Origin of the sequence: Micromonospora sp. C51, assembly GCF_018070435.1 — a bacterium.
GTDB classification, from domain to species: domain Bacteria; phylum Actinomycetota; class Actinomycetes; order Mycobacteriales; family Micromonosporaceae; genus Micromonospora; species Micromonospora sediminimaris.
Window position 1 is genome coordinate 213940 of record NZ_JAGPXQ010000007.1, and the last position, 17046, is coordinate 230985.

Sequence of the window (17046 nt, forward strand, 5' to 3'; positions counted from 1 at the left end):
GTGCATAGCATCGGTCGGCGTGACGCCCTCCTCCACCACTTTCCGTAACCCCGTACTCTCCGGCTTCCATCCCGACCCGAGCATCTGTCGCGTCGGCGACGACTACTACCTGGTCTGTTCGAGCTTCGAGTACTTCCCGGGCGTACCGATCTTCCACAGCCGGGACCTGGTGAACTGGCAGCAGATCGGTAACGTGCTCGACCGTCCCGGCCAGTTGGAGTTGGCCGTCGACACGCACGCCTCGCGCGGCATCTTCGCACCGACCATCCGCCACCACGACGGCCGGTTCTGGCTGGTGACCACGAACGTCAGCATCGGTCGGCACCTGCTTGTCACCGCCACCGACCCGGCCGGCCCGTGGTCGGACCCGGTCTACTTCGACCTGCCGCACGTCGATCCCTCGCTGGCCTGGGACGACAACGGAGACTGCTGGCTCACCGTCTCCGGGGTGGAGTCCTATCGCATCGATCCGGAGGCCGGCACCGTCCTGGAAGGCCCGGTGTCCATGTGGTCCGGCACCGGTGGGCAGTACCCGGAGGCTCCACACCTGTACCGGATCGGCGAGTGGTGGTACCTGCTGGTCTCCGAGGGCGGCACGCACACCGGACACGCGGTTTCCATCGCCCGGTCCCGCAGCATCCGTGGCCCGTTCGAGCCGGGACCGGTGAATCCTTTCCTCACCCATCGAGGCATGAAGCGCACGGTGCAGGCCACCGGCCACGCCGACCTGGTCCAGGCCGGAGACGGTAGCTGGTGGATGGTTCTGCTCGGCATCCGCGCCAAGGGCCAGTGGCCGCCGTACCATGTCCTCGGCCGGGAGACCTTTCTGGTGCCGGTGCGGTGGGTGAACGGCTGGCCGGTGGTCGACCCGGTCGAAGAACTCATGATCGCCCCCGCCGGTAGCCCGCCCGCGCTCGCCCCCTGCCCCGATCCGGGCGGGCACCGCGACGACTTCGACAGCGCCGAGCTGGCACCGAACTGGATCTCCCTAAGACACCGACCACAGGCAAACTGGTCGCTGACCGAACGGCCCGGCTGGCTCACCCTGCACGCCGACGGTACGACCCTCGACCGTGCCGGGGCGACGATGGTCGCCCACCGGCAGTTGCATCACGACTGCCGGGCCAGCGTCCGGCTCGACGCTGGCTCCGGCCGGGCCGGACTGGTGCTGCGCATGGACGAGGCACACCACTACGAGCTGGAGGTCGCCGCCGGCACCGTGCGGGTGGTCGGCCGGGTCGGGCCGTTCCGCCAGGTGTTCGGCGAGCGATCGGTGCCGTCCGGGCCGGTCACGCTGACCGTCTCCACCCGGACCCGCGACTTGCTGCCGCCGACAGTGACCGCCGCGGACCAGACGACGGCACCCGGAGCGCCTTTCGGCGTACGACCATCCGCCTGCGACATGGTTGTCTTCGGAGTGGATACCGAGCAGGAGACGGTGGTGTTGGCCGAGCTCGACGGCCGCTACCTGTCCACCGAGGTTGCCGCGGGCTTCACCGGCCGGGTCTTCGGTCTGTACGTCACCGAGGGCACTGCCGCCTTTGACTGGTTCGACTACCAGCCGACGTCGTCCGGCGAGCCGGTTGCTCCGGCAACCCCGTGACAGACGGACCGGCCGTGCGGGGCGAGCCCCGCACGGCCGGTGTGGCTCGGCCCGGTCAGCCTGCGGTGCAGGACCTGATCTGCGGTCGGGCGCTGGAGTTGCCGTTCATCATCGTGGTGAAGCCGAACGTGTTGCCGCTGCCGTTGGAACGCATCGTCATCACGTTGCCGCTGCTGTCCCAGGTGGGGCTGCCGCTCCAGGTGGTGGAGATCCGCTGCGGCGGGGTGATGGCAACGACCACCGACCAGGTGCTCGCCCCACTGACCGTCACGGAGGTGTTGTAGCGGTCACCCCATACCTGGCCGGGCGTCACCGTCGCGGTGCACCCGCCACTGGGCGGCGGAGTGGTCGGGTTGCCGGTGGGCGGCGGGGTCGTCGGGTTGCCGGTGGGCGGAGTGCCGTTGTTCAGCGCGGTGAGCACGGCGTCGTACGCCGGCTTCTTCTGGCCACTGCCGTTGAACAGCAGCGGGTTCTCGCTGGAGCGCCACGAGTCGGAGTCGCGGATGCCCCAGACGGTGATGCCCTTGCAGCGCGCGACGGCGAGGCAGTCGTTCACCACGTTGCGGTACGCGTCGGACGGGGCGTTGCGGATGTCCAGCTCGGTGATGTGCACGTCGACGCCGAGGGCGGCGAAGCTGGACAGCGTGGTGCGGTAGTTGCTGGGGTAGTTCGAGCCGCCGGTGAAGTGCGACTGCAGGCCGACGCAGTCGATGGGCACGCCGCGGCTCTTGAAGTCCTGGACCATCCGGTAGACGGCCTGAGTCTTCGCGTCGTTCCAGTTGTCGATGTTGTAGTCGTTGTAGCACAGGTCGGCGTTCGGGTCGGCCTGCCGGGCAGCGCGGAAGGCCGCCTCGATCCAGTCGTTGCCGGTGCGCTGGAGATTGGAGTCACGCCGCGCGCCGCTACCGCCGTCGGCGAATGCCTCGTTCACCACGTCCCACCACTCGATCTGCCCCCGGAAGTGGGTGGCGACCTGGGTCACGTGGTTGAGCATGGCGTTGCGCAGCGTGGTGCCGGACATGTTCTGCATCCAGCCAGGCTGCTGGGAGTGCCACGCCAAAGTGTGTCCCCGGACCAGCATGCCCTGGCTGCGGGCGTGCTGGACCAGCCGGTCGGCGTTGCCGTAGTTGAACTGCCCCTGGTTCGGCTGGAGCGCGTCGATCTTCATCTCGTTCTCGGCGGTGACCTGGTTGAACTCGCGGTTCAGGATGGTCGTGTAGGCCGAGTCGTTGAGCCTGCTCACCGCGACGGCGGTGCCGAAGTAACGACCGCTCTCAGCCGCCGATGCACCAAGGGTGCTCGCGGCACTGGCGCTGCCGGGCAGGACCACGGCACCCGCGGTGGCGAGCAGGCCGACGGCGGCGGAGACGACGAGCGCGGCGCGCAGTCGCCTCGACCGTCCGGGTGCTCGGGAAGAGTTGGCCATGACGCTCCTTCCGGGTCCGGTGGCCCGATGTGGGCAGCATGAATCCGGACGTATGAGTGCGGAAAGGGTGGACCGTGCGCACCTCGGCCAAAGGGATCGCATCGGCCTTACTGGGCCGAAGTATTGCAGCGAGATTTCACGCACGTCAATGATTTCCGGAAGTTCCACCGGAAGTTTCGAAGCGTCGCTGGGCATGACGGCGTTCGCCGCCATGCCCAGGCACCCGGTGCGTAGCGCCGGAAGCTACCGGGCGGCGCAGGTGGGAGTCATCCCGCTGCCGGTGCCGGTGCCCTGGAAACCGAACTCGGTGGACTGCCCGGCGGCGACGGACCCGTTGTAGCTGACATTGCTGAAGGTGACCGCTCCACTGGAACCACTGCGCTGGGCGTTCCAGGAGTTGGTGACGCCGGCACCGGAGGGCAGTGTCATGGTGACCGCCCAGCCGTTGAGCGCGGCCGAGCCGGCGGCGACCCGGACGGTGGCGACGAAGCCACCCGTCCACTGGTTGACGGACACCGAGGCCGAGCAGGCACCGCTCGCCGGTGGCGTGGTGGGAGGCGTCGTCGGCGGGGTGGTCGGCGGCGTGGTGGGAGGCGTGGTCGGGGGCGTGGTGGGAGGCGTGGTCGGCGGTGTGGTCGGGCCGTCGGCGAGGGTCGGGGTCTGCCAGTCCCGCCACTCGGAGAGGTTGCCGGCCTTACGGCTGGAGATCCGGAACACGCCCGTGGAGCTGCCCGTGTTGAGCAGGAACTTCTGGATGTTCTGCTGCAACGGGGTACGCCACTCCGACCGGGAGGCGCAGTGCGTGCCGTCCTGGACGTCGGACCAGTAGCTGATGTTGTCGCCCGCGCCGAGCGCCCGGTAGACCTCCGCGCCGGCCAGCGCGGCGACACTCGAGGATCGGGCGGCCAGCCAGTCGATGTGCGGGTTGTCCATGATGAGCAGTCCACGCGGAGCCACCATGGCCACCGTCTGGTGCGTGTCGATCGGCAGGTTCGCCGGGTTACCGGTGTACGACCCGAAGGCGTCACCGAGCCACGGCTGCTCGCCGTACGCGCTGCTCAACGGCTGGGCGCCGGACTCGCCGGGGATACCGCGGAAGATCGGCGAGCCGGCGCTGCCCGACTCGATCGGCATGGTCAGGGCGATGCGCTGGTCGAAAGCGCCCGTCACGAAGGCGCCCTTGCCGTAACGCGAGCACCCCGTGACCCCGGTCGCGTCCGCGCGGAGGATGTTTCCGCCCGACTGCTCGATGACGTCGATGATCCGGCTGACGCCCCAGGCCCAGGCGACCAACAGTCCGCTGCTGCTCGACGAGCCGTAGATGCTGTAGAAGGCGCCCTGCTTGTTGTTGCGGGGGGTGCCCTCCCGCCCCACCGCGAGCGGGTCATAGCTGATCACGGCGGCACCGGCGGACCGGATGGTGGCGGTGTCCGCGCCGAACCCACCGAGCACCACGACGGCCGGATACGGCCCACTGCCACCGCTGGGCAGTTGCACACTCGCGGAGAAGCTGGCAGTACGGCCGTTGTGCGCCACGTTCACCGTGATGCTGGTGTTCGAGACCGTGCCGCTGACGGTCTGCGGTTTCGCCGGCTTCTCACCGTAGACGTACCGCTGCGCGAGCTGCTTGGTCTGGGCTCGCTGACAACGCCAATCCGACTTGGCCGAGATCCGGCTCCCGTCGAGGCGCCGGAAGGGGTCGGGCAGCCTGGGGTTGGCCGCAATCGTTCCCGGATTCGGCGTCGGGCAGTCGACGCCGTCGTCCTCCACCGAGGAGGTGACCGCGAGGCCGCCGGCGGCCCGGGCCACGCCCATCTCCGCCACCGTCAGTGTCGTTGCGGCGAGGGCGAGCGCCGTCACTGCCAGTACGACGGCCACCGAACGGTTCCGTGGGCGGCCAAGCTTCGCAGTCACTCCAGACCCCTTCCGGGCGGACACCGAAGAGAACGGTATTGATCGAGGTTCATCGATCGTCATCCGAGGGTAAGTTTCGAGCCGGGAAACGAAACGTGTCAATACAGTTTCGGTGACTATCGGTACGGAGCAGCGGTCGGGGCGAGCCACAGCGCGCTGACCTCAGGCGCGCCAGGGGTGGCCACGTGGACGATCACGGCCGGAGCGGGCGGTCCACAACCACCAACAACCCCGGCCGGCCGCGCTCGCGGCGAGCGACAGCCGCCTGGGGTTGTTTACCCTTGGTTCACCAACGGTCCACGGCTGGTCCACTCGCCCGCGAATCGCGTCCTGACCAGCCGACCGGCCCCAGCCGGACGATCACGGATGCGCCTGACGCGCGCCAAAAGTCCAGGTTGGCACAACATTGCCATTGACCCGGTTCGATGCGTCCCATTACTATTCCCGGAATAGTTCCCGCAAGTTTACCGAGACTTTCGGTTGCGTTCGGTTGCCTGGCCGCAGCTCGTGCCGACGAGGTGAGACGGGGCCGGCGCGACAGCGAACCCAGGAGGAAGACACCAGATGTCGCAGCTCATCCTGTTCGCGATCGACATCGGCGCGGTGGTGCTGCTCGTCTTCGGGCTCTACTTCCCGAGACACCGCCGCCGCGATCTCGTGGTCGCCTACCTCGGCGTCAACGTTGGTGTCCTCGCGGTGGCCAGTGCGCTCAGCGCCAGCAACGTCGGCGCAGGGCTCGGGCTCGGGCTGGCGCTGTTCGGCGTACTGTCGATCATCCGCCTGCGGTCGACGGAGCTCGACCAGCACGAGGTCGCGTACTACTTCTCAGCGCTGGCCCTGGGCATCCTCGGTGCGTTGAGCACCACCTCGGTCTGGCTCAGCGCCGGGCTGATGGGCCTCATCCTCGTGGTGATGTTCCTGGGCGACCATCCCCGGCTGCTCCGCCACTACCGGCACCAGATCATGGTGCTCGACTCGGCCGTGACCGACCACGTGACCCTCGTGGCCCAACTGGAGCAGCTGCTCGGCGCACGCGTGCACGTCGCCACCGTGCAGCGACTCGACCTGGTCAACGAGACCACCGTGGTCGACGTCCGCTACTCGGTCAAGGGCCGGGCGACCAGAGCCACCGCGACGCCGGCCAAGGCGGGAGCCGCCCGATGAGCATCCAGCCGATCACCGCGCCCCTGGCGGCCATGGACACCATCGGGCTGACCGAACTCATCGAACGGGCCGCCTTGCAGACCAGGGTGGACCGCAAGTACCTCGTCCCGCTCGACCGGTTGCCACACCTGCTGGAGCAGCTCATCCCGGACGCACGGGTGCTGGAGATCGACGGTGCGCGGAGCTTCCGCTACGAGTCGGTCTACTTCGACACCCCGAGGTTGGCCAGCTATCACTGCGCGGCCTACCGGCGGCGACGCCGCTTCAAGGTGCGCACCCGCACCTACCTCGACTCGGCCCAGTGCTGGCTCGAGGTCAAGATCAGCGGAGCGCGCGACAGCATCACCAAACACCGGCTGCCGTACGATCCGCACGACCGCACGACAGTGCTTCCCGGTCGCGCATTCGTCGACGAGGCGCTCGCGCGGGAGGCGATCTGCCCGCCCGCCGGCAGCGCCCTCGACCCGGTGCTGGTCACCAGCTACCGGCGGGCGACACTGCTGCTGCCGGCGACCGCCAGCCGGGTCACCATCGACACCGGGCTCGCCTGGCAGGCTGGCGGCACCTCACTGCACCTGCCGGATCTGGCCGTGGTCGAGACCAAGACCAGCGCCGCCGCATCGCCCGCCGACCGGCTGCTGTGGCAGCGAGGGCTGCGGCCCGCCCGCATCTCCAAGTACGCCACCGGCCTGGCCGCGCTGCGTCCGGACCTGCCGGATTCGCCCTGGCGCCGGACGCTCCGTCGGCACTTCCGCACCACCCCGTCGGTGGGCACGGCACCGACCGCCACCACCCACCGTCCCGTTCAGGAGGCATCGTGCGTCTGACCGACCGCAGCGTCGGCACCTCGGCGGCACCCCTGCGCATCGCGGGGATCGCGGCCGTCGCCGTGCTGGTCACCGGGTTCCTCGTCCCGTCGCCGGCACCGGCCGGTGCCGAGCCCCTCGCCGGCACGTCCAGTTCCACCATCCCGGTCGACCGGACCACCGGTTCCCGCACCGCCGCGGACGCCGCCGCGGCTGCGGAGGCAGCCGAAGACCTGGTCGGCGACATCGGCTTCTCCGTTCCCAGTGGCACCTTCTCCGGCGAGGTCTCGGTGTCGCTGAGCACCACCGTCAGTGGTGCCCAGATCCGCTACACCACCGACGGACGCCTGCCCGACGCGCAGTCGTCGCTCTACTCCGGCGCGGCGCTGCGCTTCACCCGTACGACGCAACTGCGGGCCCAGGCGTTCGTCGGGCAGACCGCCTCGGGTGCGCCCGGCACCGCCATGTACGTCGCGCGCAACACCAGCACCACACACGACCTGCCGGTAGTCCTGATCGACTCGTACGGTGCCGGCCGGCCGGACCGGGAGTACTTCGACGCCACCACGATGATCTTCGAGCCGGGCGGCGGCAGCACCTCCCTGGCCGCCGCACCAACCGTGGCCACCCGGGCCGGGTTCCGGCTGCGCGGGCAGTCGTCGGCGATGTTCGCCAAGACGCCGTTCCGGCTCGAATTCTGGGACAACGCCGACGATGACGCCGACTATCCGGTGCTCGGCATGCCGGCCGACTCCGACTGGGTGCTACGCGGGCCGTTCAGCGACAAGGCACTGATCCGGGAGGCGTTCGTCTACGACCTCGGGCGGCAGATGGGCCTGCCGGCACCCCGGTACGCCTTTGCGGAGTTCTACCTGAACACCGACGCCGGGCCGGTCGGTTCCGACGACTACATGGGTGTCTACATGCTCGTCGAGACGATCAAGAACTCGAAGGACCGTCTCGACCTCAAGCAGCTCCGCGAGGACGACCGGACCCTGCCGAAGATCACCGGCGGTTACATCTTCAAGTTCGAGTGGATGGCCGCCGAGGAGCCGACCCTGCCGTGCACCGGGCCGGCGGCGAGTTGCTGGAACTACCTTGAGGTCGCCGACCCGTCGCCGCTGCAGCCCGAGCAACGCGACTGGCTGCGTAACCACATCCAGGAGTTCCACAACGTGCTGCGGGCACCGAACTTCGCCGATCCGGTGAGCGGCTACCGGGCGTACATCGACGTGGGTTCCTTCATCGACCAGCTCATCATCAACGAGCTGAGCCGGGAGATGGACTCCTACATCCGCAGCGCCTACTTCCACAAGGACCGCGACACCAAGATCTTCGCCGGGCCGCTCTGGGACTACGACCTCAGCTTCGGCGTGGGCGGCTTCTTCCAGAACGACCAGACCGCCGGCTGGCAGTACCAGCAGGTCCGCCAGCCGGTGGCCAACGACTGGTACACGCAGTTGATGCGCGATCCGGCGTTCGTCAACGAGGTGCGGGTGCGCTGGCAGGCGCTGCGCCGGGGTCCGCTCTCCGACGCGTCGTTGCAGTCCCGCATCGACGCCCTCACCGGGCCGCTGACCAACGGAGCACAGCGCAACTTCCAGCGCTGGCCCAACCTGAGCAACCGAAACGTCGGGCCGTTCATCACACCGACCGCGCCGACCTGGCAGGGGCAGGTCCAGTTCATGCGGGACTGGATGCTCCGCCGCGCGGCCTGGCTGGACTCGACCGCCGGCTGGGGCGGGTCAACCACGCCCCCGCCGACCACGCCCCCGCCGACCACACCGCCCACCACGCCGCCGCCGACCACCCCACCGCCCACCACCCCACCGCCCGGCGGAGGCGGCTGCACCGCGACCTACACGGTGACAAACCAGTGGTCCGGCGGCTTCCAGGGCGAGGTGCGGGTCACCGCGGGCGGTTCGGCGATCAGCGGTTGGACCGTGACCTGGACGTACCCGGCCGGGCAGACGGTCACCCAGGCCTGGAACGCGACCGTCACCAGCCAGGGATCCGCGGTGACCGCCCGTAACGTCAGCTACAACGGCAACCTCGCCGCGGGCGCCAGCACCTCGTTCGGCTTCCTCGGCTCCACCACCGGCACGCCGAGCACACCCACACCGACCTGCACGGCGAACTGACCCGCTCGCCCCGGTCGCCGAACAGCACATCGAGTGGCTCGTCGGGCGGACCCGCCCGGTACCGGACAACTGGCGGTCCGGTGCCGGGCGGCCCTCCGTGACCCGCCGTGTCGCCGTTGCCGGAGACCGCCGCGGCCCGACCGACGTCGTCGCTGCCCCAAGGGGCCACGCCTGGTACGCGCACGACCCGACCGTCGACGCCGTCTCGGTTCGGCAGAATGGCCGGTATGCGAATTGATCTTACTGGCCGGACGGCGCTCGTCACCGGTTCGACCCAGGGCATCGGCCGGGCCATCGCCGCCGGGCTGGCCGCGGCCGGAGCCCGGGTGGGAATCAACGGACGCTCCACCGACTCGGTGAACCGCGCCCTGGCCGAGCTTGGCGAGGGTGACTTCGTCGCGGTACCGGCCGACGTGACCACGGCCGACGGGGCGATCACGGCGGTCGAGGCGCTCCCTGAGGTCGACGTCCTGGTCAACAACCTCGGCATCTTCGGCGCCCAGCCCGCCATGGAGATCACCGACGACGACTGGCGGCGGTACTTCGAGGTGAACGTGCTGGCGGCGATCCGGTTGACCCGGGCGTACCTGCCGGGGATGCGCGAGCGCGGCTGGGGCCGGATCCAGTACATCGCCAGCGACTCGGCGGTGGTGATCCCGGCCGAGATGATCCACTACGGGGTCTCCAAGACCGCCCTGCTGGGCGTGTCGCGGGGCTTCGCCAAGGAGGCCGCCGGCTCGGGGGTCACCGTGAACAGCGTCATCGCCGGGCCCACCCACACCGGCGGGGTCGAGCAGTTCGTCCGCTCGCTCGTCGGCGACGACCTGCCCTGGGACGTGGCGCAGCGGGAGTTCATGCTCCGGCACCGCCCGCAGTCGCTGCTGCAACGTCTCATCGAGCCGGCCGAGATCGCGAACCTGGTCGTCTACCTGGCCTCGCCGCTGGCCTCGGCCACCACCGGCGCGGCGGTGCGGGTGGACGGCGGTTACGTCGACGCCATCCTGCCCTGACCCACCCCGGCGACCCGGAACGAAACAGTCCCGTACCGCGGGGGCGAAGCAGCCCTCCACGTCACGGAGAAACCTGTTTTAGCGGGTGGTACAGCGAGGATCGGTCAGCTCATCAGGCCCGGTTGACTCATTTCCATGCTATGGTGAGCCACGTTGCAGTTTTGATTTCCGTAGACGTCGCCAGCGCCTGAGGGTATCCGAACCCTGGGGCGCTCTTTGTTTTCTCGTCCTCTCCGGACACGGGTGATCAACGCGGCGACCCACGAAAGGCCGCAACGTGCGGCATTTCGACAGCCTGCGAGGAGAAGACATGGCTTCGGGCACCGTCAAGTGGTTCAACGCGGACAAGGGCTTCGGCTTCATCAGCCAGGACGGGGGCGGCGCCGACGTGTTCGCCCATTTCTCGGCGATCTCGGCCAGCGGCTTCCGGAGTCTGGAGGAGAACCAGCGGGTGGAATTCGATGTCGCCCAGGGCCAGCGTGGCCTTCAGGCGGAGAACATCCGCCCCCTCTGAGGTGACTCCCGGGTACGGCGTTTCGACTGGTTCAGCGAATAGCCGTACCCGGGAGGCAATTGGTCAATTGTTCACCGGTACCGGATTACCGCGTCGTGGCCCGATGATTCCGGTGCCGCGCCATTCCGCTTCTCTCCGAGGCCGGTGACCGCGCCCGCCGCGGCGTCCGGCACGATCGGCGGCATGGTGTTCCACGGCCTCGCGTACACCGCGACACCCCACGACCGGGCCGCGGGCCTGCGCGCCGACCCGGCCCGGGTCGCCGACCTGCTCGACCGCGACGACAGCCAGGTGCTACCCATGTGGCGCGACCGGCCACTGCTCACGGCCGACGGCAGGCCGGTGCGCCTCACCGGTCCACCCGCCCGCTCCGTGGTGGTGGCGGCCGGTCAGACCGCCCTGCTCGGCCTCGACGGCACCACGGCGAGTTTCGCCGCCGATCTCAGCGACGTCGAGGAGACCGAGGCGCTGCGCCTGGCTACCGCGCACCGCAGCGCCGACCTGCGCGGACTGGCCACCACCCTGCCCGAGCCACTCGCCGCGACTCTGGCGTACGCGCGCGGCCTGCTCTACTGGAACCGGCACGCCAGATACTGCGGCACCTGCGGCGCGGCCACGGTCAGCGCCGAAACCGGTCACCTGCGGGTCTGCCAGGGGCCCGACTGCGGTCGGCAGCTGTTCCCCCGGATCGAGCCCGCCGTCATCGTGCTGGTGGAAGCCCCCGGTCCGCAGCCACGCTGCCTGCTCGCCCGCCATCACGGTGCCGGCCCGGACGGCTTCTCGCTGCTCGCCGGCTTCGTCGAGATCGGCGAGAGCCTGGAGGGCGCCGTCCGTCGCGAGGTCGGTGAGGAGGCCGGCGTGACGGTCGGTGCGGTCACCTACCAGGGTTCCCAGGGATGGCCGTTTCCGGCCGGTCTCATGGTCGGTTTCGTCGCCCGGGCAGTCGAGGAGACGATCGCGGTGGACGGACGCGAACTGTCGGAGGCCCGGTGGTTCACCCGAGCCGAGATCGTCGAACGCGTCCGCAGCGGTCCCGGCTCGGGACCGGCCGACTCCATCGGCGGTCGGCTGCTGCGCTCGTGGGCCGGGCTCGACCGGCCACCGCTGCCGCACGCCGAGGTCTGAGACCTGGCCCGCACGGTGTACCCGCGAATGGCAATCAGCGAGGACAGCAGGTTAGCCTGCCCTAACTCAGCGAACGTGAGGCGGGGGCATGACACAGACCACGGGGCGACTGATCCGCCGAATGTTCTGGCGGCAGCGTCGCGACACCGCGCTGTGCGCCGCGTTCTGGTCTCTGCACCAGCTGTGTGAGGCTCTGGTCCCGGTGGCCATCGGCCTGGTCATCGACCAGGCCGTCGGAACCGGATCTACCTCGGCGATGCTCTGGTCCGTACTGGGCATCTTCGCGCTGTTCACCGCCCTCACCATGGGCTGGCGGTCGGGCTTCTGGTTCCTGTCCCGGGCGGTGACCGAGGAGTCGCACGAGTTGCGGATGCGGGTGGTCCGGCGGGTGGTCGGTGGTCAGGGCGTCCGGACCAGCCGCCAGAGCGGGGAGCTGCTGTCGATCGCGACCTCCGACACCCAGTCCGCCGCCGAACTGCTCGAACTGGGCAGCCGGGGGGTGAGCGCGCTCGTCGGGCTGACGGTGTCGACGGTCGTGCTGCTGCGGATCGACTTGTCGCTGGGGCTCGGCCTGGTGGTCGGCGTGCCGATCCTGGTGCTCGGGCTCAACGCGCTGGGGCCGATCGTGGGTCGCCGCACGTCCGCCCAGCAGCAGGCGGTCGGTCGGGCCGCCGCCGTCGCGTCGGACCTGCTGCGCGGGCTGCGACCGTTGCGCGGGTTCGGTGGGGTCGACGAGGCCGTCGGCCGTTACCGCACGGCCAGCCGTACGTCGCTGCGTGCCGGCATCGGGACGGTCAAGGCCGGTGCCACGTTCGTCGGCGCGTCCACCTTCACCACCGGCCTGCTGATCACCGCCGTGGCCGCGCTGGCTGGCTGGTACGCCCTGGCGGGACGGATCACGGTCGGCCAGCTCATCACGGTCGTCGGGCTGGCCACCTTCCTCACCGATCCGGTGCTCAACCTCGCCGACTGCGTCTTCCGGCTGGCCACGGCACGGGCCAGCGCGGCCCGGGTGGCCGAGGTGCTCGCCGCCCCGGAGCGGGTGCCGTCCGGGACGCATCCCGCCCGGCCGGGAACGCTGCGCCTCGACCGGGTGCACGCGCCGGGCCTGGACGGCGTCGATCTCGCCGTGGCCCCCGGCGAGCTGCTCGGCATCGTCACCGCGGAGACCGGCACCGCCGACGATCTCACCGACCTGCTCGCGGGGGCACGGCCGCCGGACCGGGGCGAGGTGCAGCTGGCCGGCACGCCGATGCGGGAGCTGGACCTCGCCTCGTTGCGGCGAACCGTGCTTGTCGAACCGCACGGCGTCGACCTGTTCGGCACCACGCTGCGGGAGGTGCTCCAGACCGGCGACGACCGGGACGACACCGCCCTGCGCGCCGCCATGGCCTCGGCCGCCGTCGGCGACCTGCTCGCCGACGACGCCGGATTCGACCGGGAACTCGTCGACCACGGCCTGAACCTCTCCGGCGGCCAGCGGCAGCGGCTTGCCCTGACCCGCGCGCTGCTGGCCGACCGCCCGGTCACCGTCTTCCGCGACCCGACCACGGCGATCGACGCGGTCACCGAGCACGCCATCGCCGACGGCATCCGCGCCTACCGGACCGGCGACGGCCGGGCGACCGTCCTGGTCACCACCAGCGCACCGCTGCTCGACCGGTGCGACCGGGTCGTCTTCCTCCGCGCCGGTCGGGTGGCGGCCGTCGGGCGGCACCGCGACCTGCTCGCCGAATCGTCGTACGCGGAGGTGGTGCTGCGATGACCCCGGGAGCAACGATCTTGCCGGTCGCGACCGGCCGGGAGACCCTCACCGCCTTCTGGCGGGCCCTGCGGCGCTACCCGCTGCTCGCCTGGGCATCGGTGGCGGCGGCCACGGCGGCCAGTGTCGCGGCCGTCGTCGTGCCGATCCTGCTCGGCCGGCTGGTCGACCTGGTGGTGGCCGGTGGCACCGTCGGCTCGCTGCTGCTGACCTCGGCGTTGATCCTCGGCGCGGGCCTGGCCGCCGCGGTCCTCACCGGCGCGGCCAACTGGCTGGTCACCGAGTGGGGCATGCGTGCCTGTGCCGACCTCCGCGAAGAGGTGCTCGACCGGGCGCTGCGGATGGACGCGACCCGGCTGGAGAGCGCCGGGTCCGGCGACGTGGCCTCCCGGGTCACCGAGGACGTGGAGCGGGTGACCGACTCGGTACGGCTGGCGGCCGGGATCTTCACCGCACTGGTCACCGTTGTCATCACCTTCGCCGGTTTCGCGACCCTCGACTGGCGCATCGCCGCCGCGTTCCTGGTCGTCTTCCCGGTGTACGTGCTGAGCCTGCGCCGTTTCGTGCCGCAGGCGAAACGGCTGTACGCCGCCGAACGGGAGGCCGCGGCGGTGCGTACGCAGAGCCTGCTGAACACCTTCACCGGTGCCCGGACGGTGCACGCGTACGGCATGCAGGATCGCCAGAGCCGACGGGTCGAGCAGGCCTCCCGGCACGCGGTGGTGGCGCGCCTGCGCGCGGTGCGGGGCTTCCTCTGGTTCGCGAACACGATGAACTACGCGGAGGCGCTCGGCCTGACCGCCGTGCTGCTCACCGGCTTCCTGCTGGTACGCGCGGGCGACAGCACGGTCGGCGACGTCACCGCCGCGGCGCTGCTGTTCCATCGACTCTTCGGCCCGCTCGGCCTGTTGTTGATGTCGTTCAACGACATCCAGTCGGCCGGCGCGGCGCTCGCGCGGCTCGTCGGTATCTCCGGGCTCGACGTACCCGCGACGCGCCCGGCCGGGCCGGTCTCCGGGTGGCTGCCGGCGAGCGTCACCGCCAAGTCGGTGTGGCACCGCTACCCCGGCGGCCCTGCCGTCGTGCAGGACGTCTCGATCGAGATCGCCGAGGGTCAGTCGTTGGCGATCGTCGGCGAGAGCGGAGCCGGCAAGACCACCCTCGCGGCCATCCTCGGTGGCGTCTTCCCCGCCGCCGAGGGCGAGGTGTGGCTGGGTGACCGTCGGATCGGCGAGCTGGATCCCGCCGAGCTGCGCCGGACCGTCGGCGTGGTCACCCAGGAGGTCCACGTCTTCGCCGGCACCCTCGCCGACGACCTGCGGCTCGCCGCTCCGGCCGCCTCGGACGACGACCTGCACGCCGCCTTGCGGCTGGTCGAAGCCGACAGTTGGGTCAACGCCCTGCCCGACGGGCTGTCGACCCGGGTCGGCGACGGCGAACACCCGCTCACGGCCGGTCAGGCGCAGCAGGTGGCGCTGGCCAGGATCGCCCTGCTCGACCCACCGATCGTCGTCCTCGACGAGGCCAGCGCCGAGGCCGGCAGCGCGGGGGCCCGACAGCTCGAACGGGCCAGCGCCGCCCTGATCCGGGGCCGCACGGCCGTCGTGGTCGCCCACCGGCTCAGCCAGGCACACACCTGCGACCGGATCGCCGTGATGGCGCACGGCCGGATCGTCGAACTCGGCGCCCCGGACGATCTGGTCGCGGCCGGCGGCCGGTACGCCGAACTCTGGTCGGCCTGGCGACGCTGACCCGGCCCACCCGTCCGACCGTCAGTCGCGTAGCAGCGGCAGTACCCGCCGACCCAGCAGGTCGATCCCGCGCTGCGGGGTCAAGCCGTGCGGGGTGCCGAACTCGACCCGGCTCGCCCCGGCGTCGAAGACCGCCGCGGCCTGCGCGGCGACCTGCTCGGGCGTACCGGAGAACGCGAACAGGTCGAGCAGGTCGTCACCGATCAGCGCACCCGCCAGGTCGTCCTCGCGGCGGGTGACGTGTTGCTGGATGCGGGCCAGCAACTCCGGGTCGACCTCGACGGTGGGGTCGAGGGCGGCCACCACCGCGAGGTACATGGCGACCTCGGTGCGGGCCATCCGTCGGGCCAGCGCACCGTCGGTGTCGACCACGGTGACGGCGCCGAGCACCACCCCGGTGTCCCGGCCCGAGGCCGCCTCGTCCAGCCACGCCCGCATCGTCTTGGCCATCGCCGGATTCGCCGACCCGCCGACCTTCACCTCGTCGGCGAACGCGGCGGCGGACCGGGCGGTCTGTTGGCCCCACGTGCCCACCAGCACCGGCACGTCCGACCGGGCCGGGGTGTACCGCAGCGCGGTACCCGGGGCCACGGTGAACTCGCGGCCGACGAAACCACCGTCGTCACCGGCGAGCAGCCGCCGGACGATCTGCACCGTCTCGGCGATGCGCCGCAGTGGCCGGGTCTGCGCCACCCCGACCTGCTGCAGCCAGGTGCCCCGGGCCAGGCCGAGGTACGCGCGGCCGTGCGAGGCCAGGTCGAGGGCGGCCACCTGACCGGCCACCTCCACCGGGTGCAGGGTGAACGGGTTGAGGCAGGCCGCGCCGAGCCGGATCCGGCGGGTGTGCCGGGCGGCCACCAGCAGCGGAAACAGCGGCGGCTGGTACATCAGGTCACCGAAGACCGACAGCACGTCGAAGCCGTGCCGTTCGGCCAACTCGGCCAGCACGGCGTACTCGTCGGCGGACTTGTCCGACTGGAGGCCGACGCCCACCAGGCGGGTCACGTCAGCTCCTCGGTGGGGATCTGCCGCCGTCCGGTGCGCTCGATGCGCATGATCAGCCGCTCCTCCGGGTCGGGGCAGGCGACGTGGCTGTCCCGGGCCATCCAGTCCCCGTCGTCCAGGGCCCGCTGCTTGGCCGGTAGCAGCGGCAGGCACGCGGCGAGCGCGTACAGGCAGAAGTGCTGGCCCTCGGGGATGCGCAACCGGCACGACTCGGTCAGGTCGACGTGGTCGCCCGGCTTCATGCCGCACACCGAGCGCCCCTCGATGCGCTCCACCACGATCCGCAGGTCGTAGACGTCGGTGGTGGGCTGGTCGTCGCTCATCGCAGGGCCTCCGCGTGGTGGTGCACGATCCGCCAGCCCGCGTCGTCGCGTCGCAGCACATCGGTGACCCGGAAACAGACGTCCGGTCGGTCGTCGGCGTGCCGGGCCCGCAGCACGTACCGGGCCAGGCCGGTGTCGTCCCACGACTCGGCGTGCAGCTGTTCCGGAGCGACACTGACCGGTGCCGGTCCGGTGGTCTCGGCAGCCCGGCGGTCACGCAGCACGTCCAGCGCGGCCAGCCCGGTGAGCAGCCGGTCGGCGTCGGATTCCCAGATGGTCAGATCGGGGTGCAGGTGGGCGTCGAAGGCGGACCGATCCCCCAGTGATCGGTACATGTCGGTGATCGTGCTGGTGAGTTCGTCGATACTCATCGGGGTCCTACCTTCTTGATCGTGATGACCGCCCAGTTCGTAGGGTTGGCTCATCCGGGGGTGCTGGGTGTGGCTTTCATCGGGTTGCCGTTGATGGCTCAGGAGACCTGGCCGCCCAGCACCCCGCGACG

Annotated in this window: 13 protein-coding genes and 2 pseudogenes; 10 read left to right on the forward strand and 5 right to left on the reverse strand. The window is 70.6% G+C overall.

The features are described from left to right. Window positions 1-19: 19 nt before the first annotated feature. Entirely contained in the window at window positions 20-1603 is a 1584-nt protein-coding gene (locus KBX50_RS33565) for a glycoside hydrolase family 43 protein (protein ID WP_210937000.1), read from the forward strand. Between the two features lie 55 nt (window positions 1604-1658). On the opposite strand, the gene KBX50_RS11585 is transcribed toward KBX50_RS33565, so the two are convergent. Further along, window positions 1659-3029, reverse strand: coding sequence for an endo-1,4-beta-xylanase (locus KBX50_RS11585; RefSeq protein ID WP_210937002.1), 1371 nt, complete (start codon window positions 3027-3029; stop codon window positions 1659-1661). A gap of 243 nt (window positions 3030-3272) precedes the next feature. Next, window positions 3273-4844, reverse strand: coding sequence for a cellulose binding domain-containing protein (locus KBX50_RS11590; protein WP_210937045.1), 1572 nt, complete (start codon window positions 4842-4844; stop codon window positions 3273-3275). Between the two features lie 663 nt (window positions 4845-5507). Here KBX50_RS11590 and KBX50_RS11595 point away from each other — a divergent pair. From KBX50_RS11595 to KBX50_RS11630, 9 genes and pseudogenes are all read left to right on the forward strand, one after another. Beyond that, complete coding sequence (locus KBX50_RS11595) at window positions 5508-6107, forward strand: DUF4956 domain-containing protein (RefSeq protein WP_210937004.1); 600 nt, start codon at window positions 5508-5510, stop codon at window positions 6105-6107. Continuing rightward, the gene (locus KBX50_RS11600) at window positions 6104-6934 is read left to right on the forward strand and encodes a polyphosphate polymerase domain-containing protein (protein ID WP_247673491.1); all 831 of its coding nucleotides are present in this window, start codon (window positions 6104-6106) and stop codon (window positions 6932-6934) included. Before KBX50_RS11595 ends, KBX50_RS11600 begins: the two co-directional genes overlap by 4 nt. 62 nt (window positions 6935-6996) lie before the next feature. Further along, window positions 6997-8622: pseudogene (locus tag KBX50_RS33795) on the forward strand (CotH kinase family protein); the annotation flags it as partial. A 33-nt stretch (window positions 8623-8655) separates the two neighbouring features. Further along, a pseudogene (locus KBX50_RS33800) lies at window positions 8656-9054 on the forward strand (cellulose binding domain-containing protein); the annotation flags it as partial. A 227-nt stretch (window positions 9055-9281) separates the two neighbouring features. Then, window positions 9282-10064 carry an SDR family NAD(P)-dependent oxidoreductase gene (locus KBX50_RS11610; protein WP_210937015.1) on the forward strand — a complete coding sequence of 261 codons (783 nt, stop codon included), beginning with the start codon at window positions 9282-9284 and terminating at the stop codon, window positions 10062-10064. A gap of 310 nt (window positions 10065-10374) precedes the next feature. Next, complete coding sequence (locus tag KBX50_RS11615) at window positions 10375-10578, forward strand: cold-shock protein (protein WP_210937017.1); 204 nt, start codon at window positions 10375-10377, stop codon at window positions 10576-10578. A 183-nt stretch (window positions 10579-10761) separates the two neighbouring features. Next, window positions 10762-11703: an NAD(+) diphosphatase gene (gene nudC, locus KBX50_RS11620; protein ID WP_210937018.1), complete on the forward strand. Its 942-nt coding sequence runs from the start codon at window positions 10762-10764 to the stop codon at window positions 11701-11703. 88 nt (window positions 11704-11791) lie between these two features. Next, complete coding sequence (locus KBX50_RS11625) at window positions 11792-13468, forward strand: ABC transporter ATP-binding protein (RefSeq protein ID WP_210937019.1); 1677 nt, start codon at window positions 11792-11794, stop codon at window positions 13466-13468. After that, window positions 13465-15216, forward strand: a complete 1752-nt coding sequence (locus KBX50_RS11630) for an ABC transporter ATP-binding protein (protein ID WP_210937020.1) — start codon at window positions 13465-13467, stop codon at window positions 15214-15216. Before KBX50_RS11625 ends, KBX50_RS11630 begins: the two co-directional genes overlap by 4 nt. Window positions 15217-15237: 21 nt before the next feature. On the opposite strand, the gene KBX50_RS11635 is transcribed toward KBX50_RS11630, so the two are convergent. From KBX50_RS11635 to KBX50_RS11645, 3 genes are read right to left on the reverse strand one after another with little or no spacing between them, the layout of a single operon-like run. Further along, window positions 15238-16221, reverse strand: coding sequence for an LLM class flavin-dependent oxidoreductase (locus KBX50_RS11635; RefSeq protein WP_210937021.1), 984 nt, complete (start codon window positions 16219-16221; stop codon window positions 15238-15240). Continuing rightward, a complete protein-coding gene (locus tag KBX50_RS11640) occupies window positions 16218-16544 on the reverse strand; it encodes a TIGR04076 family protein (RefSeq protein WP_093402130.1) in 327 nt (108 codons plus the stop codon). The genes KBX50_RS11635 and KBX50_RS11640 overlap by 4 nt, the downstream gene beginning before the upstream one ends. Then, on the reverse strand, window positions 16541-16915 hold the full coding sequence (locus KBX50_RS11645; protein ID WP_210937022.1) for a nuclear transport factor 2 family protein: 375 nt from the start codon (window positions 16913-16915) through the stop codon (window positions 16541-16543). Before KBX50_RS11645 ends, KBX50_RS11640 begins: the two co-directional genes overlap by 4 nt. Window positions 16916-17046: the final 131 nt, after the last annotated feature.